Source organism: Chryseobacterium fluminis (genome assembly GCF_026314945.1).
Classification (GTDB): Bacteria; Bacteroidota; Bacteroidia; order Flavobacteriales; family Weeksellaceae; genus Chryseobacterium; species Chryseobacterium fluminis.
On the sequence record NZ_CP111121.1, the window covers coordinates 2,332,331 to 2,353,266 of the forward strand.

Annotated in this window: 19 protein-coding genes; 12 read left to right on the forward strand and 7 right to left on the reverse strand. The window is 35.7% G+C overall.

Annotated features, from left to right (window positions below; genetic code table 11):
• Window positions 1-659: 659 nt before the first annotated feature.
• The 4 genes from ODZ84_RS10635 to ODZ84_RS10650 form a co-directional block, all read right to left on the reverse strand.
• Window positions 660-1,367, reverse strand: a complete 708-nt coding sequence (locus ODZ84_RS10635; protein WP_266177041.1) for an XAC2610-related protein — start codon at window positions 1,365-1,367, stop codon at window positions 660-662.
• A complete protein-coding gene (locus ODZ84_RS10640; RefSeq protein ID WP_266177042.1) occupies window positions 1,364-2,110 on the reverse strand; it encodes a hypothetical protein in 747 nt (248 codons plus the stop codon). The genes ODZ84_RS10635 and ODZ84_RS10640 overlap by 4 nt, the downstream gene beginning before the upstream one ends.
• Window positions 2,088-2,333, reverse strand: a complete 246-nt coding sequence (locus ODZ84_RS10645; RefSeq protein ID WP_266177044.1) for a hypothetical protein — start codon at window positions 2,331-2,333, stop codon at window positions 2,088-2,090. The genes ODZ84_RS10640 and ODZ84_RS10645 overlap by 23 nt, the downstream gene beginning before the upstream one ends.
• Window positions 2,334-2,543: 210 nt before the next feature.
• Window positions 2,544-2,915 carry a hypothetical protein gene (locus ODZ84_RS10650; RefSeq protein WP_266177045.1) on the reverse strand — a complete coding sequence of 124 codons (372 nt, stop codon included), beginning with the start codon at window positions 2,913-2,915 and terminating at the stop codon, window positions 2,544-2,546.
• Between the two features lie 774 nt (window positions 2,916-3,689).
• Here ODZ84_RS10650 and ODZ84_RS10655 point away from each other — a divergent pair.
• From ODZ84_RS10655 to ODZ84_RS10665, 3 genes are all read left to right on the forward strand, one after another.
• Window positions 3,690-4,232 carry a peptidoglycan-binding protein LysM gene (locus tag ODZ84_RS10655; RefSeq protein WP_266177046.1) on the forward strand — a complete coding sequence of 181 codons (543 nt, stop codon included), beginning with the start codon at window positions 3,690-3,692 and terminating at the stop codon, window positions 4,230-4,232.
• Window positions 4,233-4,436: 204 nt separating this feature from the next.
• On the forward strand, window positions 4,437-4,982 hold the full coding sequence (locus tag ODZ84_RS10660; RefSeq protein ID WP_266177047.1) for a peptidoglycan-binding protein LysM: 546 nt from the start codon (window positions 4,437-4,439) through the stop codon (window positions 4,980-4,982).
• Window positions 4,983-5,432: 450 nt separating this feature from the next.
• Window positions 5,433-5,978, forward strand: coding sequence for a peptidoglycan-binding protein LysM (locus ODZ84_RS10665; protein ID WP_266177048.1), 546 nt, complete (start codon window positions 5,433-5,435; stop codon window positions 5,976-5,978).
• A gap of 225 nt (window positions 5,979-6,203) precedes the next feature.
• On the opposite strand, the gene ODZ84_RS10670 is transcribed toward ODZ84_RS10665, so the two are convergent.
• Genes ODZ84_RS10670 through ODZ84_RS10680 form a run of 3 tightly spaced genes read right to left on the reverse strand, consistent with a single transcriptional unit; the run spans window position 6,204 to window position 8,862 of the window.
• Window positions 6,204-7,118, reverse strand: a complete 915-nt coding sequence (locus ODZ84_RS10670) for a helix-turn-helix domain-containing protein (RefSeq protein ID WP_266177049.1) — start codon at window positions 7,116-7,118, stop codon at window positions 6,204-6,206.
• A 17-nt stretch (window positions 7,119-7,135) separates the two neighbouring features.
• Window positions 7,136-7,873, reverse strand: a complete 738-nt coding sequence (locus tag ODZ84_RS10675) for an SDR family oxidoreductase (RefSeq protein WP_266177050.1) — start codon at window positions 7,871-7,873, stop codon at window positions 7,136-7,138.
• Between the two features lie 11 nt (window positions 7,874-7,884).
• Window positions 7,885-8,862, reverse strand: a complete 978-nt coding sequence (locus ODZ84_RS10680; protein ID WP_266177052.1) for an aldo/keto reductase — start codon at window positions 8,860-8,862, stop codon at window positions 7,885-7,887.
• Window positions 8,863-9,835: 973 nt separating this feature from the next.
• On the opposite strand from ODZ84_RS10680, the gene ODZ84_RS10685 reads away from it, so the two are divergent.
• The 9 genes from ODZ84_RS10685 to ODZ84_RS10725 all read left to right on the forward strand — a co-directional run bounded on the left by ODZ84_RS10685 (window position 9,836) and on the right by ODZ84_RS10725 (window position 20,581).
• Window positions 9,836-10,885: a glycosyltransferase family 9 protein gene (locus ODZ84_RS10685; RefSeq protein WP_266177053.1), complete on the forward strand. Its 1,050-nt coding sequence runs from the start codon at window positions 9,836-9,838 to the stop codon at window positions 10,883-10,885.
• A gap of 20 nt (window positions 10,886-10,905) precedes the next feature.
• Complete coding sequence (locus tag ODZ84_RS10690) at window positions 10,906-11,667, forward strand: lipopolysaccharide kinase InaA family protein (RefSeq protein ID WP_266177054.1); 762 nt, start codon at window positions 10,906-10,908, stop codon at window positions 11,665-11,667.
• A gap of 84 nt (window positions 11,668-11,751) precedes the next feature.
• A complete protein-coding gene (locus ODZ84_RS10695; protein WP_266177056.1) occupies window positions 11,752-12,351 on the forward strand; it encodes a phosphatase PAP2 family protein in 600 nt (199 codons plus the stop codon).
• A gap of 341 nt (window positions 12,352-12,692) precedes the next feature.
• Window positions 12,693-13,511: a GLPGLI family protein gene (locus ODZ84_RS10700; protein WP_266177353.1), complete on the forward strand. Its 819-nt coding sequence runs from the start codon at window positions 12,693-12,695 to the stop codon at window positions 13,509-13,511.
• Window positions 13,512-13,894: 383 nt separating this feature from the next.
• Complete coding sequence (locus ODZ84_RS10705) at window positions 13,895-14,440, forward strand: peptidoglycan-binding protein LysM (RefSeq protein ID WP_266177057.1); 546 nt, start codon at window positions 13,895-13,897, stop codon at window positions 14,438-14,440.
• Between the two features lie 455 nt (window positions 14,441-14,895).
• Window positions 14,896-15,441 carry a peptidoglycan-binding protein LysM gene (locus tag ODZ84_RS10710; protein WP_266177058.1) on the forward strand — a complete coding sequence of 182 codons (546 nt, stop codon included), beginning with the start codon at window positions 14,896-14,898 and terminating at the stop codon, window positions 15,439-15,441.
• A 78-nt stretch (window positions 15,442-15,519) separates the two neighbouring features.
• A complete protein-coding gene (locus ODZ84_RS10715) occupies window positions 15,520-16,320 on the forward strand; it encodes a WxL protein peptidoglycan domain-containing protein (protein ID WP_266177059.1) in 801 nt (266 codons plus the stop codon).
• 9 nt (window positions 16,321-16,329) lie between these two features.
• On the forward strand, window positions 16,330-19,134 hold the full coding sequence (locus tag ODZ84_RS10720) for a hypothetical protein (protein WP_266177060.1): 2,805 nt from the start codon (window positions 16,330-16,332) through the stop codon (window positions 19,132-19,134).
• A 10-nt stretch (window positions 19,135-19,144) separates the two neighbouring features.
• Entirely contained in the window at window positions 19,145-20,581 is a 1,437-nt protein-coding gene (locus tag ODZ84_RS10725; protein WP_266177061.1) for a hypothetical protein, read from the forward strand.
• Window positions 20,582-20,936 lie beyond the last annotated feature (355 nt).

Genomic DNA, 20,936 nt, shown 5'->3' on the forward strand with positions numbered 1-20,936 from the left:
AACCATAAAAACAGTGAATAATCCAATAATTATTTTCATTTTCTTCTTTCTCAATACAATTTTCCATTTTCTGACTAGAAATATCAATAGTATCATGATGCTGATTTACCTTGAGTTGACAGATCTCATCAACACCAGTATGTTGATAGCCTATTCTATAAGCATTTTCAACAATTGGGAAATCATTTGTTTTTCATTTTTAAGAATGACAGAATCAGAATATACAGTATTGGCCTGTTGACTATCTCTAGGATCACTTTATTTTCTGCTCCTTTTCTATATTTCAAAAAAATTGGGATTTTAGATGCGACTAAAGTTGTTTTTAATATTACAGCCTCTTTTTTAAGTTTCAAAATTAATTTTAAAATATACTATACTATCTGCAAATGATCATTCCAAATAACTGAGTCCACCAGAATCTTTTTTTCATTATAGGCCAATTGCATGCTTTCAAATTTTTGAAATTGCACATTGAAAGAAGCCGTCTCATTTAGAATGAGACGGCTTCTATATAATTAATAGAGTAAAAAAATCACTTTATTACTTTATACTTTTTAAGAAATTCCATTTTTTCTTCAGGTAATGATTTACTCACTAAATTATCTCCATCTGTTCTAAAAAGATGATATTCTTCATTTATATTTTTAACATAAGAACTATTATATCAATTCATAACTATCGTAAACGATATTACAATTTTTATTTATACTCCATATTTTCCAGAATCCTTTCCGAATATTTTTCTCAGAAATATTCCATTTACCATTTTCAAATTTTGAAACTTTGAAATGCCCTGTTACGTCTGACGGAGACCAAGTTTCCTCATATTTTTCTTTTAAAATTAAAAGATCTTTGTCCCAAAAATACTTTTCCAAATAAAATTCTGATAATCCACTATGCCATTTTGAACATATTTCTTTTTTAGCATCTAAAAATGTAGGGTTATATATGTTATCTAAATCTTTATAGTGTTTAAAATGATTGTTACTCTTATCAAATAACCAAAAAGAAAAAGAACTATTATAATTTCCTTCGTAGTTTAATAAACTAATATCATTTTGCCCATCAAAATTAACATCATTATCTATAGAAAAAAAAATATTTTTTTCATACATCTGTATTGTGTCAATTTTTATTTCCTGAATTTTTTTTCCTCCAACATCAGTAATGACAATTTTTTCACATTTAATAATATCAGGCTTTGAAGGGTCTTTAATATAAAATAGATCAAATTTATATGATTTGTTTGATAACTGCTTATGCAAAGTATTGGTTGCCTGGACAGGCTTATCATTTACATTTTTATGTTGTTTTTCTTTACAATTTAAAAACAATATGAATAAAGATAAAAAAGATAATATTTTCATAGATCAAAATTTAAGATGCCATTTATTCTAAATTTCTTGACATTCTGTTCATTTGGAAGTAAGACAGGGTGATCTTTAAAAAACTTAGCAATCGCTTTTTCGTGGAAAATAAAAGATGTCCCATTTCCTGCTCTCATAATATGGACATATCTAATTTTCGTTTTATTCTGGAGCTGCAACCAATAATATTGTCTTGCCATAAACCATTTTGGATCATGGCTCGCATTATTAGGATCATCAGTATCCATATCCAAATCCGCCCAATAACCTTGACCCTCCCAGTCTCTAAAACAGGTTTTAGGACTAGCTGAAAACACATTATTTACGATAAAATTCTTTAATTTCAAAAATTTAGGTACTCTCTTCTCTTTGAAATCTTTCGTTTCCGTATAAGATTTTATAGTAAAATTACCATATTTTACACTTCCATATTCGTCACCAACACCAAAATAAAAAGTACATAACTTATAATCTGGTTGTTTTAATCGATATGCGGTAGATGCCTTCATCCCGTCCCAACTATCAAATCCATTAAGTCTTACCCTATTATAATAAACCCATGCTATATCATACAGAGCTTCATTACCAAGTTGACTTTCACACAAAATAGTTGAAATAAATTTTTCCTTTTCAACTTCAGATATTTTTAATTGGGGGACACTTTCTTTAACGCACTCTTCATTTACTTTTGTTTTAGATGAATACTTTAATCCAAATTCATTAGTTTTTGCAGATAAGGCCATCACAAACAATTGTCATTTCAAACTCAAAGTCTCCCTCAAAAATACTTTTTGACAATTTATCCAGATCAGTTTTATTAAAAGGATAAGTAACTCGCGTATTTCCACTTGTCAGAATCTGAACAGTTCCACTGTCTACAGCTTCTGATCCTACAATTTCCACTTCAACTAAGAACAACTGTGCTTTTTCACTTCCTAAATTTGATGCATAAACGTCAAAAATCAAATTTATTTTTTCTTTTTCATCTGTATAAGAAATATATTTTATATTTAGTGTTTTTTTTGAGGATACCCCACTCCATTTGTATTATTTAACCCCAATGCTTTTATTTTTGGAATTTCTAATTTTTTTATAGGTTTCAAAATTTGTAAATTTTAATTATTAAAAAAAGAAATAGCGGCAGTTACACCGCCATTTCTCCAAGTTAATTTAAGATTAATCCAAAGTACTTGTTTCCTTATCTCCATGAGATAACAGAATATCTCTCTGCTCAAAACTCGTTTCAAACTCCAGCTCTTTTGGATTTTCACAATTATTTGTATCAGTTTCCGGAAAGATTGGACGCGGATGTTCAACCGGTAATCCCGTAGATTTATCCTGAAAAATAGTAAGTGTTGTTGGAACTCTCGTAATCCAGTATTTCCCTTGAGGCTCTCCGGTAGGCTGTCTCATTTCATCTACAATAGACATGTACATTGGATCCCCGATCACCGGCACAGCTCCACCATTCCAGATCAATCCCGTTTCAAGGAAGAACTGCACAGCGGCTTCAAAGCCGGGTTTTACGGTAACAATAATTCTTGCCATACCTGCCTGTAAGAAACTTCTGAATAGAGGGTCTACACTTTCAGTAAGGTAAAATTCCTGCCAGCTTTTACGGTTTGCCCAATAGTTCTGAAAAGCGTCTGTGACGCATTGTTGTTTGTAGACATTTGTGTAAATTTGTTTTAGTTTTATAAAAGGTTGAGATTTGAAGCCTCTTTTTATTAGAGTATCTTCAGGTTTTAGCCTTATTTTTTTAGGTGGTATTCAGGCTAAGATATGTCCATCATGAGTTTTAATTTTGAGTTTCATTTTCTGTGTCTTCTATAATGCAAATATCAATCAGGAAAGCGACGAAACTTGACGTATTAAATTAATTTACAGATATTTTAAATAATTTTGTAATGTATCGGAAGCCTGCAAAAAGAAATTTTCAAATCAAATAACATAATAAAAAAATCCATATTAAATATGCAATATGAACTTATGTGTGTTATTTCTCGTATAGCTAATTTATAACCGATCTTGAACGAGGTTCTATGTTTTCTTTTCAAAAAACCGGAGCAAATAAGCTCAGTCTTTCGGATGTTACCCACGATACATGTAACCGTCATTTGCCTTTATACTGCTAGTCCAGAGATATAAAAACAAACCTTTGATCTCGTAACTACCAGCTCTTTAGTATGATGTGGCAGAAATAACGTTAAAAGCTTTGGTCATGTCAAATATTGGTATTAAATTTGATTTTAATGATATTTATCAGTATTTTTAATTTTGATTGAAAGCATTTTATTATAAGTCCTATAAATTTATCCGATCATGAAAAAACAAATTGTTATCGCTGCGCTCTCTATAGGAGCCATCGCTTTGGGAACCCACTGGGTTCCGGCACAAAATTCTGAGCAAGTGAGTACATCCGTAAATATTATTTTAGCCGATGTGATTGCAATGGACGCAGGTTCTGCCGCTTTAGCAGGCAATGTAGATTTTAATTATGGAAATACGAAGGATTATAATTCATCAAAAAGTGTGACTGTTCCCAACAGCTTAGTCATCATTTCCTCTAAAAACTTCGATGTAAAAGTAAAATCAGAAGGCGCAAACTTTGTAAGCGGCGCGAACGTAATTCCGGTTGATATATTAAAGGTGAAAGCAACACCGGGCGGAAATTTAACAGGAACTCTGAATGAGGTCACTTTATCGACCAACGACCAGGTGCTGGTGAGTAATGCAGGCTTAGGTGCCAAACAATCTTTAAATATTGCCTATTCTATTTCAGCAGAAAAAGCATCGACGGTACTGCTCGGGAAACCTCAGGGAACCTATACGCAAACCGTAACGTATACCGCGACTGCTTTATAATAAAAACAAACAGTAATTTTATATACGCCCTCAGCACGCAAAGTGTTGAGGGCTTCTTTATGTAAAAACATAAATCAATAATCCGTGTAGTTATTTTACTACATGAACTTCCATTTTCCACTACAGAGAAATTTTATCGCCTCCGTAGATTTGTCATGTTCAAAGGAGAACAATTAAACAAAATAAAAATTAAATACTACTGTCATGATAAAACAAATCGCCATCGCAGCCTTAACTATCGGAGCATTCATCTTAGGAACTAACAATGTTCAGGCTCAGAATACCACCGCCACCACTACGGTAAGCATCACTCTGAATGATGTCATCTCTATCGATGCGGGAAGTACGGCCATTACCGGTGCTGTTGCCTTCAACTATGCTACTGCTGCGGATTATAATTCGGAAAAGACAGTAGCCCAGGCCAACGCCCTGAAAGTGACTTCAACCAAAAACTTTAATGTAAAAGTAAAAGCAGGCGGTGCGAGCTTCGTGAACGGAACCAGCCTGATCCCGGTAGATGTTTTAACCATCAAAGCTGCCGCAGCTTCAGGAACTATGGGAGGAACAAAAAGTGCTGTGGTTTTATCGGCAACGGATCAGACTTTAGTGACCAATGCTCCGCTTGGAAGCGCCTTGACTCTGAATCTGGACTACACCATTCCTGCCACAAAATCATCTTCTTCGGATATTTTAGGGAAACCGGCCGGAACGTACACGCAAACGGTAACGTATACTGCGACTGCTTTATAATAAAAATAAATAAAATTATAAGCTCTCAATATTAAAAAGTGTTGAGGCTTCTATTAACTAATAGGTGTAATTATTTGATCCGATCCTTCTCTGTAACCTGACTTTACACGTCTGAAAAAGGATTAAAAAAACAATAAAAGTAAAATTTTTTATATATTAATATTTTGTGATTTGGTGTTTCAAAGGCTTCCTACAGGAGGCCTTTGATTTTAAAATAAATTTGCAAAAACCTGGAAAATTTTAAATCAACTAAAGCAGTTTACGAGATCAAACTCACATTGTTTAGTTGTGATACACTTGCTTTTCTATGTAAACCAATGAATAATCCGTGTAGTTATTTTACTACAAGAACTTCCATTTTCCACTACAGAGAAAATTTTATCGCCGCCGTAGATTTGTCATGTTCAAAAGAGAACAATTAGACAAAAATAAAAATTAAATACTACTGTCATGATAAAACAAATCGCCATCGCAGCCTTAACTATCGGAGCATTCATACTGGGAACTAATAATGTTCAGGCTCAGAATACTACCGCAACCACTACGGTAAGCATCACCCTGAATGATGTCATTTCTATCGATGCGGGAAGTACGGCCATTACCGGTGCTGTTGCCTTCAACTATGCTACTGCTGCGGATTATAATTCGGAAAAGACAGTAGCCCAGGCCAACGCCCTGAAAGTGACTTCAACCAAAAACTTTAATGTAAAAGTAAAAGCAGGCGGTGCGAGCTTCGTGAACGGAACCAACCTGATCCCGGTAGATGTTTTAACCATCAAAGCTGCCGCAGCTTCAGGAACTATGGGAGGAACAAAAAGTGCAGTTGTTTTATCGGCAACAGATCAGACTTTAGTGGCCAATGCTCCTCTTGGAAGCGCCTTGACTCTGAATCTGGACTACACCATTCCTGCCACAAAATCATCTTCTTCTGATATTTTAGGGAAACCGGCCGGAACGTATACGCAAACCGTGACGTATACCGCGACTGCTTTATAATAAAAACAAACAGTAATTTTATATACGCCCTCAACACGCAAAGTGTTGAGGGCTTTCTCTAACTAATATGTCTAGTTATTTTGATGTAATCAACTTTAAATGATACCTCTTTGTAAACTGACTTTACATGTCTGGAAAAGTCTTGATCTTTAACAATGCCCACAGAAATACTTCCGCTCTAATTTTGTAAGAAACGTTAGGATTATCAGCTTCTGTTATAAGTGTTTAATGAAATAAATATCTAAATTCTAAAGGGGAAACGTTTGTCTTGCTCTTGAACAGCTTGCTGAAGGACTGAGGATGCTCAAAGCCCAACTCGAATGCAATTTCACTTATGGAAAGGTTTGTCGTGGATAATTTTTCCTTAGCTTTTTCGATGATTGCATTTTGAATGTATTGTTGTGTATTTAGTCCTGTAAATGAGCGCAGCATATCACTCAAATAGCGTTGGGAGAACTTTAATTCAGTACTGACATATTTTACGGATGGCAAGCCGTTTCTCAGGCCGTTTTCTTCTTGGAAATATCTATTTAAAAGGCTTTCCAGAGAAGCAATGATGTCGTGATTAACTGCTTTTCTCGTAATAAACTGCCTGTTGTAAAAACGGTTGCTGTAATTTAATAATAATTCTACCTGCGATACCAAAATATCTTGGCTGAAATGGTCAATGGTATTGGCTAATTCATTAGCTATTATAGCAAATAAATTAGCAATAATCTCTTTTTCTTTTGCCGATAAAAACAAGGCTTCTGAAACATCATAAGAGAAAAATCCATATTGATTGATTGTCTTTCCCAACGAATAATTTCGGATGAAATCCGGATGGAAATACAAAGCAATTCCTTCATAACTTTCCAGTTCTTCCGGTGGAAAGACGATTTGTTTTGGTTTCAGGAACGCCAATCCGCCTTCTTCAAAATCGTAAAAGCCCTGTCCGTATTTGATCTGTCCTTTAAAAGTAGGCTTAAAGGAAATTTTGTAAAAATCAAGGCTAACCTTTTGGCCTTTTGGAAACATGCCAAGCGAAACATTATTGTAATCCACCAAGGTGATCAATGGGTGCGAAGGCGCGGGAAATCCCAGCACACGAACCAATTGCGATATACTGTTAATATTATTGATATTAGATTGTTGTCCCATTTCTTTTACGAATTTAATTAATTTTGTTTTGAAGGACGAATCACAATGTCACCAATTTCAACATCGTTTGGCTGGCTTACTGCATAAATGACAGCGTTGGCAATGGCGATGGGATCTATAGCAATTTGCTCCATTCCTTTCTGAATTGCTTTTTTCATTTCCTCGTTTTTGATGTTATCTGCAAAATCTGTTTTCACAAATCCGGGCGAAATCCCAGTAATGCGTATGTTTCCGTCTGACTCCTGACGAAACGCTTCTGCAATCGTACGAATGGCATTTTTAGTTCCTGCATAAATGCTCTGCATTGGGACAATCTTTATTCCTGAAGTTGAAATAATATTGACGATATGTCCCGATCGTTGGTGTTTGAAAACGGGAATTGCCGCCGCCATCCCGTATAAAACGCCTTTGAGATTAATGTCTATCATTTCTTCCCAACCGTCAATATCCAATTCGTCAAAACGGCTTAACTGGCTTACGCCTGCGTTGTTCACAATGACATCTAATTTTCCATATCTTTCAACTGCTGTATTTACTAGCCGTATCAGATCGGCTTTATTTTTTACGTCAGTTTGAACAAAGATGGCTTCACCACCTTTGCTTTTTATTTGAGCAGCAATATGTTGCAATTCGATTGTCCGTCTAGCACCCAAGGCAATCTTGGCTCCATTCTTTGCTAATTCTATGGCGATGGCTTTCCCCATTCCGCTGCTTGCACCTGTAATGGCGACAACTTTTCCTTTAATATTTTCCATTGCTGTTTGTTTTACTTGTCGATTTGTTTTTCTAAAAATTCAGGATAGCGGTCACCTACAAGCGTAATTGCATTCACCGTTGAGCTAATTCCCGCAAGTTCATCGGCTGTTAATACAATAGTTGTACTGCCAATGTTTTCTTCCAAACGATGTAATTTTGTAGTCCCGGGAATTGGAGCTATCCACGGCTTTTGAGCTAATAACCAGGCTAAAGCCAACTGTCCGGTCGTAATATTTTTTTGTTGAGCAATTTCTGAAAGTGCATCCACTAAAACCAGATTGGCCTTAATATTTTCTTCGCTGAAACGAGGAATAATATTCCTACGATCGATGTCCTCTAATTTTTTGTTGATGATACCCGTGAGAAAACCTTTTCCCAAAGGACTGAACGGTACAAAACCAATTCCCAATTCTTCCAGCGTTGGGAGGATCTCATTTTCCGGCTCACGCCAAAATAAGGAGTATTCGCTTTGCAATGCTGATACGGGTTGAACTGAATGTGCCTTTCGAATTGTTTTAGCACTAGCTTCCGATAAACCGAAATATTTTACTTTGCCTTCTTGTATCAGGTCTTTCACTGTTCCTGCAACATCTTCTACCGGAACATTGGGATCAACCCTGTGCTGATATAACAAATCAATATAATCTGTTTTTAATCTTTTTAAAGAGGCTTCAGTTACTGCCCTGATCGTTTCGGGTCTGCTGTCTAAACCTACTGCCGGTCTTGCATCTTTACAACCAAATTTTGTAGCAATCACTACATCTTTTCTATAAGGCTGTAGTGCCTCTCCAACCAATTCTTCATTGGTAAAAGGTCCGTAAGCTTCAGCGGTATCGAAAAACGTGATTCCTCTTTCAACCGCATTGTGTAGAAGAGTAATGGCATCTTTCTTATCAAGACCTTTGCCATCCAAAAAGTTCAAACCCATACAGCCAAATCCCAATGTCGAAACTTCCAATCCGCTATTGCCTAATTTTCTTTTTTGCATAATTCTTTTTTTTAATTCGTTTAAACTGACGTAGATGACAGGTACAAAATTCCTAATTGTCATTCTGTTAGAAGTATCCCAATTGGTAATTGTTGTAGTTAAATTGTCGAATGCTTTTTAAATGCTGTAGATAAGTCTCGACCTTTATCCAAAGATTTAATGGCTGTCATATCATCTGCAGCCAGTTCAAAATCAAATACACCGAACTTTTCATTCATCGTTTGCACATGGGCTGATTTCGGAATGGCCACAAGTTCTTTGGATCAACCATCGGAGAACTATCTGCGTAATACTCTTATCCTATCGACTTGAAAGTTCATGTAATAGTTTATTTTTGAAAAGATTGTTTTTACCCTGAACGAAAGGAGTTCGGACTCCACCTGTAAACCGTCTGCATTTCTGTTTTTTTGAGAAAATAGGTGGGCTTCACCTAGTAATTTATATGGCCAAGATTATGTAATAATAGAATTACAAATAAGTTTTGGTTCTCACATTCAGCAGTGCTTTAGAATAAGAGTTTGGTGAAAAGTAATCTGAATATGTTAACAAAAAAGAAAAAACAATGTTCTTAGAAAAATAACAAAACTCTTTGTAGAAAGCTTTTTAAAACTGTCAGGAGCTGCAAATTTCGATGAATTAATTATAATAAAGATAAAGGTGTATTTTAACTAAAATTTGGAAATTACAGACGGGTTAGAAATACAACGGACAATCATCTTAAAAAACGATTTATCTCAATCAAGATAGCCAAGGCATGATAAATCTAATACTTAAAAACCTAAAAAACAGAGAAGTAGCGTTGAAAAAAAATTATTTAGTATGCATTAGTGTATTCTAAAATGATTCCTTTATCAAAGATCCTTGACAGACATTAAAAATATCATATATTATAAAGTCCGTAATTTAAAAATGTAATTAATTTGGATTAAAAGCTTATATTTATTCTTTAAATTGGGTAACTTAATTTATATACATGAAAATTTCTAAAAAAGATATTAATGCCATTAGAAGGTCTGTAATGCAACGTCTTACAAAAAATGTCGGGAAATCACAGCCGGTAACAGGCAATAAAAAAGATTTGATTGTAAGAAAAGTATTGATTACCAGACCTAACCACCGCTTAGGAAATCTATTAATTATTACACCTTTACTTTGTGAGGTTCATTCTCTTTTTCCGGATAGTAAAATTGATCTTTTTGTAAAAGGTAATATAGCACCTTCTATTTTTAAAAACTACACTTATATAGATAGGATTATCCAACTTCCTAAAAAACCTTTCAGTAACTTATTTCAATATTTAAAGGGTTGGGCTTTATTAAAAACCAGAAAATATGATCTTGTTATTAACTCAGCAACAGGATCTTCGTCAGGAAGATTATCAACATTGTTCGCACGCTCCCAACATAAAGTTTTTGGTGATTTTAATGAAGAATTAAATGTGAAATATTCTGACTACAGGCATTTAGCCAAAAATTCGATATATAATCTGAGAGATTATTTATCAAAACTGGGGTTTAACGAAATTACAACAACGATTCCTGACTTATATTTAAATTTGGAGCAAAGTGAGATCTTGGCTGGAAAGGATAAATTAAAGAATTTGGTCCAAAACAGCAGAGATACAATTTGTCTTTTTACTAATGCTACAGGTGAAAAGTGCTATTCTCAAGAATGGTGGGAAGAGTTTTATGATAAGTTAAAAAAGAATTTTTCTGAATATAATATTATTGAGCTCTTACCTGTGGAAAATATATCAAAACTTAATTTTACAATTCCTCATTTTTACAGCCGGGATATTCGTGAAATGAGCGGTTTTCTTAAAAATGTCACTCTTTTCATCGCAGCCGATAATGGGGTGATGCACTTAGCAAGTGCAACCGGAATTCCTACAATTGGGTTATTTTCTGTGAGTGCTGAAGAAGAGTACGCACCATATAATGGAAAGAGTTGTTCCGTAAATACCAATCATACTGATACTGATAAAATGATGCAGTTAATTCACATGATTCTAGAAAAGAGATAATTAAGAATAATAAATTAAAGATGAAGGTATTTTTTGCAAATGAATTTTCTCGGTATAATGAAGAAATTATTCTTACAATAAGAAATTTTAAGAATGGCGGAACCATGATAGGTGACGGTCACAGGAATGTAATTAAAGTTTTTAAAATTAGTGACCGTTTAATTAACTTTAAATCCTTCAAACAGCATAATATAATCAACAGACATGTTTATAAATTTTATAGAAAATCTAAGGCAAGAAGGTCTTTTGAGTACGCATTATTTCTGTTAGATAAAAAATTTTATACTCCAACCCCGATAGCCTACATCGAAAATCATGATTTTATCGGTCTGACGTCGAGTTACTATATAAGTGAACAACTTGAAAATTCCTTGATGTTGAACGAAATTCTTAACAATAAGGATTTTCCTGACAGAGAAGAAATTATTAAAGGATATGCAGCACTCATGTATAATTTACATGAAAACGGTATTGAGTTTATCGATAATTCTGCAGGAAACTTTTTAATAAGAAAAGAGGAAGGGACCTATCGTTTTTATATTGTTGATTTAAACAGAATGAATTTTTATGATCATATTGAAATAAATAAAAGGCTTAAAAATTTCGCAAGGTTCACACTTGATAATGAAATTATGAATATAATAAGCAAGGAATATGCATTGTTATCAGGATTATCAGCAGAATATTGTCTAAAGAAAATAAGTGATGCATCAAATAAACTGCTTTTTAAAAGGAAGGTAAAAAAAGTTTTAAAATTTTATAAATACATTATCAGGATTTAAATAAAAACAGCCGGTATTATACTATTAAATATAATTATCATAGAATGAAATCAGTTTCAGAAATTACATAAAAACTTTCATCATATGAAATCAACTCTTGAATACTTGAATCGCATTGATACAGAATTATTTCTGGTGATTAATGAAAAACATAATGCTTTCTTTGATACCATAATGTTTTGGGCAAGTGATAAATTGTTTTGGTTTCCATTTTATGCGATATTATTAATCTTTTTAATTAGACTATATAAAAAATTTACAATTTATATTCTGCTGGCAATTGCGGCTACCATAACTTTGTGTGACCAAACAGCCTCGGGGCTTCTGAAAAATTTGATTAAGCGGTTGCGGCCTTCTCATGAACCTGCCTTGGTTCCATTTATCCACTTAAGCGATGCTGGGCCAGGTGGAAATTATGGTTTTGTATCATCTCATAGTGCCAATGCATTTGGACTTGTCACATTTCTTTTCTTCTTACTACCCGCAAGGTATAATTGGCTCAAAATTATTTTACTTTTTTGGGCTTTGCTAGTTTCTTACAGTAGAATCTACAATGGTGTGCATTATCCATTTGATATCCTTGGTGGCGCGTTTGTAGGTATTCTTGCAGGCTGTCTTATCTGGATCATATTTAAATCTATATTTAAAACTAAAACTTTTAATAATAAAGAGGAAAGTAGTTAATTATATTTATATTGAAATTACCCAAGAACATTTATGAAAACAATAATGTTATTTTGCTTTTTTATCGGAAGTTTTTTCACCGCTACCGCATGAATCCTTTCGTGTGGTTGTCTGAAAGATTTCTCAACACTTAAGTTAATTAAGTAATATGCTTTACACAGAAGAAGTGCACATAAGCTTTTTGAAAATCTTTGATTTCACCTGCTGATGAGTTCCAGATTATTAGTCTTTTACATTGCAATCCAAAATTGCTAATTTTCTCGGAACTCTTTTCCTGAATAAGTTTAAACAACTGCAATATTTGTATTGAAATTATCCAAAGAATATTTATGAAAACAATAATGTTATTTTGCTTTTTTATCGGAAGTTTTTTCCATGCCCAAACGCATCGGTATATTTATGAATTACAATTAAAAATGGATTCGACCGAAGAAGAGCATCAAAAGTTCTATATGCTATTGGATATTAATAAAGACGAAACCAAATTTTATGGAAGAAATCTTTTAACCGCAGATTCTTTAAATAAAAAATTCGGTAATCTCGATCATAAGCATGTTGACATGACAGGACAGGTTATCAAGAGAAAAAAAGGTTCCTTTAATAATGAAAATTTTATCAATATCAAATTTGGTTATTATTCTTATAAAACTACCGATATCATTAATTGGAAAATTGAAAATGATATAAAAAAATATAATGATTTTAATCTTCAAAAAGCTACAGCCGACTTTGGTGGACGGCATTGGATCGCCTGGTTCAATAAAGATATTCCTTTTAGTGAAGGACCTTATAAGTTTCATGGCTTGCCTGGTTTAATTTTTGAAATTCAGGATGATAAAAATAATTATATATATAAGCTTGTTATAAATCAAAACTATTCAGAAAATTTTACAACAGATGATTTTTTGGAATCAAATTTTGGAAACAAAGCCGTTGTTATCACTGAACAACAAAAGAGAAAATTACTTTTGGATTTTTATAATGATCCTTTTTCTTTTGAAAGAGCAAATTTCTTAAATAGCCCTGATCTGAATATTAATATCGGAGGAAAGCAAATCAGCAATATCGAGGAACTAAATACGCAGGTAAAGAGTCTGCAGGAAATTATAAGGAAATATAATAATCCCGTGGAAGTTAATAAAGCTATAAATTACAAGTAAATTGTAAAGCACAGTATAATTTGATGAATAATCTGAAAAATGATCAGCAAATATTCAAAATGAAATTTTTCTTATATTTATTTTTCATATATCTTTTTCATTATTTTGCTCACAAAATTTAGGAAAACCGGCCGTAACCTACGCAAACCGCAACCTATTACGGCAACTGCTTTATAATAAAAACAAACAGTAATTTTATATACGCCCTCAACACGCAAAGTGTTGGGGGCTTCTTTATGTAAAAACATAAATGAATAATCCGTGTAGTTATTTTACTACATGAACTTCCATTTTCCACTACAGAGAAAATTTTATCGCCGCCGTAGATTTGTCATGTTCAAGAGAGAACAATTAAATAAAAATAAAAATTAAATACTACTGTCATGATAAAACAAATCGCCATCGCAGCCTTAACTATCGGAGCATTCATACTGGGAACTAATAATGTTCAAGCTCAGAATACTACCGCAACCACTACGGTAAGCATCACGCTGAATGATGTCATCTCTATCGATGCGGGAAGTACTGCCATTACCGGTGCTGTTGCCTTTAACTATGTTACTGCTGCGGATTATAACTCGGAAAAGACAGTAGCCCAGGCCAACGCCCTGAAAGTAACCTCAACAAAGAACTTTAATGTAAAGGTAAAAGCAGGCGGTGCGAGCTTCGTGAACGGAACCAATCTGATCCCGGTAGATGTGTTGACCATCAAGGCTTCAGCAGCTGCAGGAACCATGGGTGGAACAAAAAGCGCAGTTGTTTTATCGGCAACGGATCAGACTTTAGTGACCAATGCTCCGCTTGGAAGCGCCTTGACCCTGAATCTGGACTACACTATTCCTGCCGCAAAATCATCTTCTTCGGATATTTTAGGGAAACCGGCCGGAACGTACACGCAAACGGTAACGTATACTGCGACTGCTTTATAATAAAAATAAATAAAATTATAAGCTCTCAATATTAAAAAGTGTTGAGGCTTCTATTAACTAATAGGTGTAATTATTTTGATCCGATCCTTCTCTGTAACCTGAATTTACACGTCTGAAAAAGGATTAAAAAAAAATCAAAAGTAAAGTTTTCATATTAATATTTTGTGATTTGGTGTATCAAAGGCTTCCGCAGGGGGCCTTTGATTTTTTAAAATAAATTTTGCAAAAACCTGGAAAATTTTAAATCAACTAAAGCATTTTACGAGATCAAACTCACGTTGTTTAGTTGTGATACACTTGCTTTTCTATGTGAACCCGATGAACGAATAATCAGTGTAGTTATTTTACTACATGAACTTCCATTTTCCACTACAGAGAAAATTTTATCGCCGCCGTAGATTTGTCATGTTCAAGAGAGAACAATTAAACAAAAATAAAAATTAAATACTACTGTCATGATAAAACAAATCGCCATCGCAGCATTAACTATCGGAGCATTCATACTGGGAACTAATAATGTTCAGGCTCAGAATACTACCGCAACCACTACGGTAAGCATCACCCTGAATGATGTCATCTCTATCGATGCGGGAAGTACTTCCATTACCGGTGCTGTTGCCTTTAACTATGCTACTGCTGCGGATTATAACTCGGAAAAGACAGTGGCCCAGGCCAATGCCCTGAAAGTAACCTCAACCAAGAACTTTAATGTAAAAGTAAAAGCAGGCGGTGCGAGCTTCGTGAACGGAACCAATCTGATCCCGGTAGATGTTTTAACCATCAAAGCTGCCGCAGCTTCCGGAACCATGGGCGGAACAAAAAGCGCAGTTGTTTTATCGGCAACAGATCAGACTTTAGTGGCTAATGCTCCTCTTGGAAGTGCCTTGACCCTGAACCTGGATTACACTATTCCAGCGGCGAAATCATCTTCTTCTGATATTTTAGGAAAACCGGCCGGAACGTATACACAAACCGTGACGTATACCGCAACTGCTTTATAAATAAAATTTTTTAGCTTTTTAAAGTTTCTTTGTTACGTTTTTTAGTAGTTTTGAGAATCTTTATTAAAAATTTAAACCATGCGCAAGTTTATTCATCTTTTCATTTTCTTTATCCTTACAGGGTCTTCTTCCCTTCTGGCACAAAGTATCTCTATGTCTCCCACCCGACTGTTTTTTACCGGTAATCCAGGAGAAAAAGTGACACAGACCGTCACACTTCAAAACAGTTCGGATAAGGATTATGTTTTCAATCTCAACTATAAAGATTGGGTTAGAGAAGAAGACGGTAATAAGGTTTATCTTGAGGCAGGGAGCTCAAAAACTTCTAATGCCTCCTGGATGTCTACCTTAGAAAACGCAGTAACAGTTCCTGCAAAAAGCACAAAGGAGATTGTAGTAACCATGCAGATTCCGGCAAACGCCTCAAAGTCTGCCGTTACCAACAGCATGTTGTTTTTCACGCAACTACCCCAGCAGGCAGATCAGGCACGCATTCAGAATGGTATTGGTATCATCACCTTATTTGAGGTGGGACTTCACATCTTTTATACACCGCCGGGCAACCATATAAAAAGTTTGGATATTACCAATATAGCAGAGGCGAGTAAAGATAATGCAGGAAACAGAAAAGTCGCAGTAAGCATCCATAACGATGGAAATACCATCAATGATGCCACCGTTGAGTTTGAACTGACCAATACAGACAGTGGTAAGGAAATAAAATTACCTGCCATTTCGATCTCTATGCTTCCCAATACCGACCAGGTCGTTCAATTTTCTTTACCAGAGAACATTTCAGGGAACTACCTTGGCGTGGTAATTATCAAAATGGCAGGATCCAATGATTTACGCGTAGGCGAAAAAAACTTTAAACTTTAAACTTAAGTCTTGAAACCACAAAATAGAATATCGATATCAATCCTAAGAAGAACAATCTTATTTTTTGTACTTGTTCTTCTGCATTTTTCCTTGGCTTATGCGCAGGAGAAGAAGGATATACAAATCTATTTTGAAAATGACCGTGTAGCTGTAGAGAAGGGTTACACTTTTACTAATTTCCTTGTCATTGAGAATAAAAGTTCTGAAGAAATTACCATTCAGAATATTTTGCCTCAGGAACAATATCCGGGTTTGCTTTTCTATCCCAAAAATGACTTTACCTTAGGTGCCGGTCAGTCTAAAAATCTCCCGGTGAAACTGATCGCCAATGTGGATTTCATGAAACTGAAATCCAATGAGATCAAATTTCAGGTTTCGTACACCAGTTCAACGGTCACCAGAACTGAAAGCGCCTCTTTCTCCGTGGACAAAGACGAGAACAAAAACATCGCAATTTATACGGCCTCATACGAAAATTTCATTAATCCTGCTGCGCCCGACTCTTCAATCCTGCTGGTTGTAGAAAACCAAGGCTACAGTAAACGATCCGTTAAAATTGATCTGCAATCTATTCCTGATGGTTTGGAAATGATGCCGAAACAACAGACGGTATCTCTGGAGGGTTTAGAAAAACAAACCGTCGAGATCAAAATTGCGGTCAGAAGACAGAATACGCTTTTTCCGGAATTTAATATTAATGCAATCGCCACAGACCTGCTTACTAATGAAATCGTGGGAAGCAACACGCTCCACATAGTCATTTTATCAAGCAACAGACAAATTGCCCGCGGAAATGAAGCGATGAGCGGGAGTAATTTTGCAGAAATGAGCTATAACGCAAACAGTTCAGGTTTCAATTTTCTTCAATTGCGAGGAAACACAGCATTCAGAGTGACCGAAAATCTGAAATCGCGCTTCAATATCGGTACGGACTACTACCTTGAAGACGGCCGTTATAACATTTATGACACCTGGCTGGAACTGGAAAGAAAAAATACGGTATTCCGGGTGGGAAATGTTAATAGCAGTGATTACGACTACCCGGTTTTCGGGAGAGGTGGGAAAGTTTCTACCAAATTTGGTAACAATAATCAGATTGAAATTCTTGCGCTGGAAAATAATTACAATCTGTACGGTACTTATTTCCAACAAACAAAAGGATCTACCATGGCAGGTGCTAAATATGCTTTTGGGAATGCCAAATCTTTCAATGGGAAGGTATCTTATCTATTCGACCATGATCCGCGTTTTAACGTAGATACTCAGGTGGCGAACGGAGTATCATCATTTTTAGTTAATGATAAACACATCATCCGCACGGAGGTAGGCCTGAGCCACGAAAAAGGCCTTTCGAACAGAGATGAAAATGCAGGCGCTTTAATAGGGGCTAACTACGAAGGGAAAGTGGGAAAATGGGATATCCAATCTATTAATTCTTTTGCCACCAAAAGTTATGCAGGGATCAAACGGGGATCTTTTCTGTCAAATCAGCGGATTGGCCGCCAGTTTTCTGATTCTCAGCGGGCTTTTATACAATATCAGAATTCGCAGGTAGACCCTGAGTTTCTGAGTTACCAGAACGCGCCTATTCAACCTGGGAATACCGCTAATCTGCGTTATTATTTCAACAGTACAGAAACTTTGGGGTTAGGTTACCAGTTTTCTTTAAAGAAATGGAATTTTCTACTTTCGCCAAAGGTTGAAAGACAAAAAACAGCCAGTTTTTATACATCTCAAGAACTCTTTTCTTACCGGCTGGAGACCAACATAAGCACTACATTGGGTGCTCACGTACTGAACTGGACGGCGGAATATTCTTATTCAAAACAGAACGACAGGGCCGATTGGTTCAACAGTCTGAAAACAACCTTGTCCTATAGGTATAAATCCTTCTCCCTGAACGGAACAGCCCAATGGAACGCAAACAATGTATTCGACTTAAATTCTTATTATGATGTAGACCGTAATTTTGCTAACTACAATGTATATGCCTCGTATAATTTCCAGATGCTTAATAACAATCTGACCGGATCTTTTTCAGCCGGAACATCCTATTCGGAACTTTACAAAAACTTAAACAGCAATGTGATTGGTAATCTGGAATATAAGATCTCACCTTCCTGGTCCACCACAGGTTATTTTAATTTTTCCGGTTATAAATCTACAGCTGTTTATGCGAGCAGTGGCAATTATTACCAGTTCAGAGTGGGGATCAGAAAATATTTTACCACTGCTACGGCCCTTGGAAATCATAAAGTGACATTCCAGTTATTTGAAGATAAAAATTTCAACGGACTTCCTGAAGCCGGTGAACCGGTACTTGCCAATGAAATAGTAAAACTGGACAATTTTGTTGCACAGACGGATAAAAACGGAAAAGTAGTTTTTCAGAATGTACCGGAAGGCATCTACACCCTGAAGGTGAACGAAAGTGCGGGTGCACGATTGATGATGGATCCCGTAATTATGGTAGATACCAATATCAACCGCAAAGTAGGCTTGGTAAAAAACATCAAAGTAAGCGGGAAATTAACAGAGATCAAACAGGCCTATGATGTTTTGGAAACGGATGTAACCGGAATAGTAGTGTATGCAAAAAGTGAAGATGGCACGATCTATACCGCCGTGGTTAACCAGAAAAATGAGTTTGAGTTTTTCCTGAAAGACGGAATATACGACGTCTATATTGAAAATGACAAATACAGCTATACACAACCCACCCAGACCATTCAGGTGACAAAAGAAGGTTATTCAAAACCCGTGGTTTTTGAATATAAGAAGAAAGACACTACCATTAAGGTTAAAAAGTTTTAAATTTAGAAGTATGAAAACGATCAGGGCTTTTTTAATAGGAATTTTTACCGTGTTCTGCGGGACAACAGTCATGAAAGCTCAGGATGTGTACCTGTCGATTCCTGAAAATAATATTTTTAACAGGACTGAATTTACCTCAGTACCTACCAGAGTTATGGCGAACGCCAACAGGACAAACTGGGATTATGCCTTTTTTGGATTAGCGCCTGTAGCTCCTACATTTACCTCAATGTCCGGACCTACTTTTACACACTCTTCTTCCTCATCTACTTTACCCGGCTCTACTCTTCTGTGGCAATTGGAAAGTATGGGCGGGCAGCTGCCATCTACCGGATTTTCGGGTTCTTTACCCGGTTTTCAGTCATTCAGTACGAGCGCTGTAAAATGGTTTGAACCGCCCGGGTCCGTTCTTTTCGGAGGGGGATTCAACAGGGGAAATATCAATTTTACGTTTAAAATACCGTCTGCCCAGTTTTCCGCCAATGCCTACCGGGCCGGGAATTACTCCATGGATATCATTCAAAATTATAATGATTTCACGCCACGTAACTTTAAAACCATTTTAGTCATTCCGTCATCCATCAGATGGCTCACCACGTCTTTAACAAAATACATAGAAATATCTTCCCTGAATGAGTACCGGATTACAGGCACGAGGGTGTTGAATCTGGATAATGCGGAAATCGCACATACGGTAGATTTTAATTTATGGGCGAAAGCTGCTTCCACAAATATTCAGTTTACTTCTTCTAAAGGTGTTCCGGGAATCCGAAATATAGCAACCGTTAAATTGGGCAGCAATGGATCTGCACTCACAACGAAGCCCCTATCTAATGATTTTCAGAATTTTTCCGCTTCTACTTTCAATGTTGTGGGTGGAAACAGAAGCAGTTTTACTCCAGAGCTTTATGTGTCTGCGGAAGATTTGAAAAACTCTTTTTTTGAAGCCGGAACTTATACTTTTGAACTGAACCTTAATGCCAGAAGTACAGATAATTCTATTAACAGTTTGCAAAATACAGCGGTCCAGGTAAAGGTGCTTCCCCGGTCGGAGATCACGATCCCGAGCTCCGGGCGGAATGTAAACTTCAATTTCAACACAGCCGCCCAGTATGCTGAAGGTCAGTCACAAGTGATTCCAAACCAAATTATATTGTCCAATAATGAGAGTTTTGAACTCTATGTAAAATCCGATGAAAATTATTTCAAGAAAGGTGGCCTGCAGACCGATATTAATTCCAATATATTACAAATCGGTATGGATGGAAGTTCTGTAAATGCTCCCTTGTCCAAAACTCCCCAAAAAATACTCTTTAACGGCACACCGGTTTTAGACCGGCAACTGAACGTGATATACACCATACCCGCTACGGGTGCCCAAAGTCTGGTAGGGAAAGAAAATACCACATACTCTATTAATGTTTATTATAGCTTTACGGCAATTTAACAATACTTTCTAAACTTTTCTAAAAAATTCCTTCTGACAGAAAGATCATTTTAACATTAATAATCAATAGCCGGATCAGCACCATTAATACGTTAAAAAGTATCCGGCAAAATAAACCGGTATTTTTCATTGCTTAATATTTGTGATGATCAGGATGACCGATACAGGTTTTCTATTATGAATATTGCTAAGGAAAAGTTGATCTTGCTGCTTCCAGTAATGCGTTTCTGAATCAGATTTATCTTCAGACTTCTCACTTTCTTTTAGACGCAGACGATTATGAAAGCAATCAGAAAGTCTTAAAAGAATCACAGATCCAAAAAATATCGAAGCAGCGGAATGCCACGGCAGCTTG

What these genes read in the sequence shown, in the direction of transcription:
- ODZ84_RS10635 (WP_266177041.1), bottom strand. Translation starts at nt 1,367, where the DNA reads ATGAAAATATTATCTTTTTTATCTTTATTCATATTGTTTTTAAATTGT.
- ODZ84_RS10640 (WP_266177042.1), bottom strand. Translation starts at nt 2,110, where the DNA reads ATGGCCTTATCTGCAAAAACTAATGAATTTGGATTAAAGTATTCATCT.
- ODZ84_RS10650 (WP_266177045.1), bottom strand. Translation starts at nt 2,915, where the DNA reads ATGGCAAGAATTATTGTTACCGTAAAACCCGGCTTTGAAGCCGCTGTG.
- ODZ84_RS10655 (WP_266177046.1), top strand. Translation starts at nt 3,690, where the DNA reads ATGAAAAAACAAATTGTTATCGCTGCGCTCTCTATAGGAGCCATCGCT.
- ODZ84_RS10660 (WP_266177047.1), top strand. Translation starts at nt 4,437, where the DNA reads ATGATAAAACAAATCGCCATCGCAGCCTTAACTATCGGAGCATTCATC.
- ODZ84_RS10665 (WP_266177048.1), top strand. Translation starts at nt 5,433, where the DNA reads ATGATAAAACAAATCGCCATCGCAGCCTTAACTATCGGAGCATTCATA.
- ODZ84_RS10670 (WP_266177049.1), bottom strand. Translation starts at nt 7,118, where the DNA reads ATGGGACAACAATCTAATATCAATAATATTAACAGTATATCGCAATTG.
- ODZ84_RS10675 (WP_266177050.1), bottom strand. Translation starts at nt 7,873, where the DNA reads ATGGAAAATATTAAAGGAAAAGTTGTCGCCATTACAGGTGCAAGCAGC.
- ODZ84_RS10680 (WP_266177052.1), bottom strand. Translation starts at nt 8,862, where the DNA reads ATGCAAAAAAGAAAATTAGGCAATAGCGGATTGGAAGTTTCGACATTG.
- ODZ84_RS10685 (WP_266177053.1), top strand. Translation starts at nt 9,836, where the DNA reads ATGAAAATTTCTAAAAAAGATATTAATGCCATTAGAAGGTCTGTAATG.
- ODZ84_RS10690 (WP_266177054.1), top strand. Translation starts at nt 10,906, where the DNA reads ATGAAGGTATTTTTTGCAAATGAATTTTCTCGGTATAATGAAGAAATT.
- ODZ84_RS10695 (WP_266177056.1), top strand. Translation starts at nt 11,752, where the DNA reads ATGAAATCAACTCTTGAATACTTGAATCGCATTGATACAGAATTATTT.
- ODZ84_RS10700 (WP_266177353.1), top strand. Translation starts at nt 12,693, where the DNA reads ATGTTATTTTGCTTTTTTATCGGAAGTTTTTTCCATGCCCAAACGCAT.
- ODZ84_RS10705 (WP_266177057.1), top strand. Translation starts at nt 13,895, where the DNA reads ATGATAAAACAAATCGCCATCGCAGCCTTAACTATCGGAGCATTCATA.
- ODZ84_RS10710 (WP_266177058.1), top strand. Translation starts at nt 14,896, where the DNA reads ATGATAAAACAAATCGCCATCGCAGCATTAACTATCGGAGCATTCATA.
- ODZ84_RS10715 (WP_266177059.1), top strand. Translation starts at nt 15,520, where the DNA reads ATGCGCAAGTTTATTCATCTTTTCATTTTCTTTATCCTTACAGGGTCT.
- ODZ84_RS10725 (WP_266177061.1), top strand. Translation starts at nt 19,145, where the DNA reads ATGAAAACGATCAGGGCTTTTTTAATAGGAATTTTTACCGTGTTCTGC.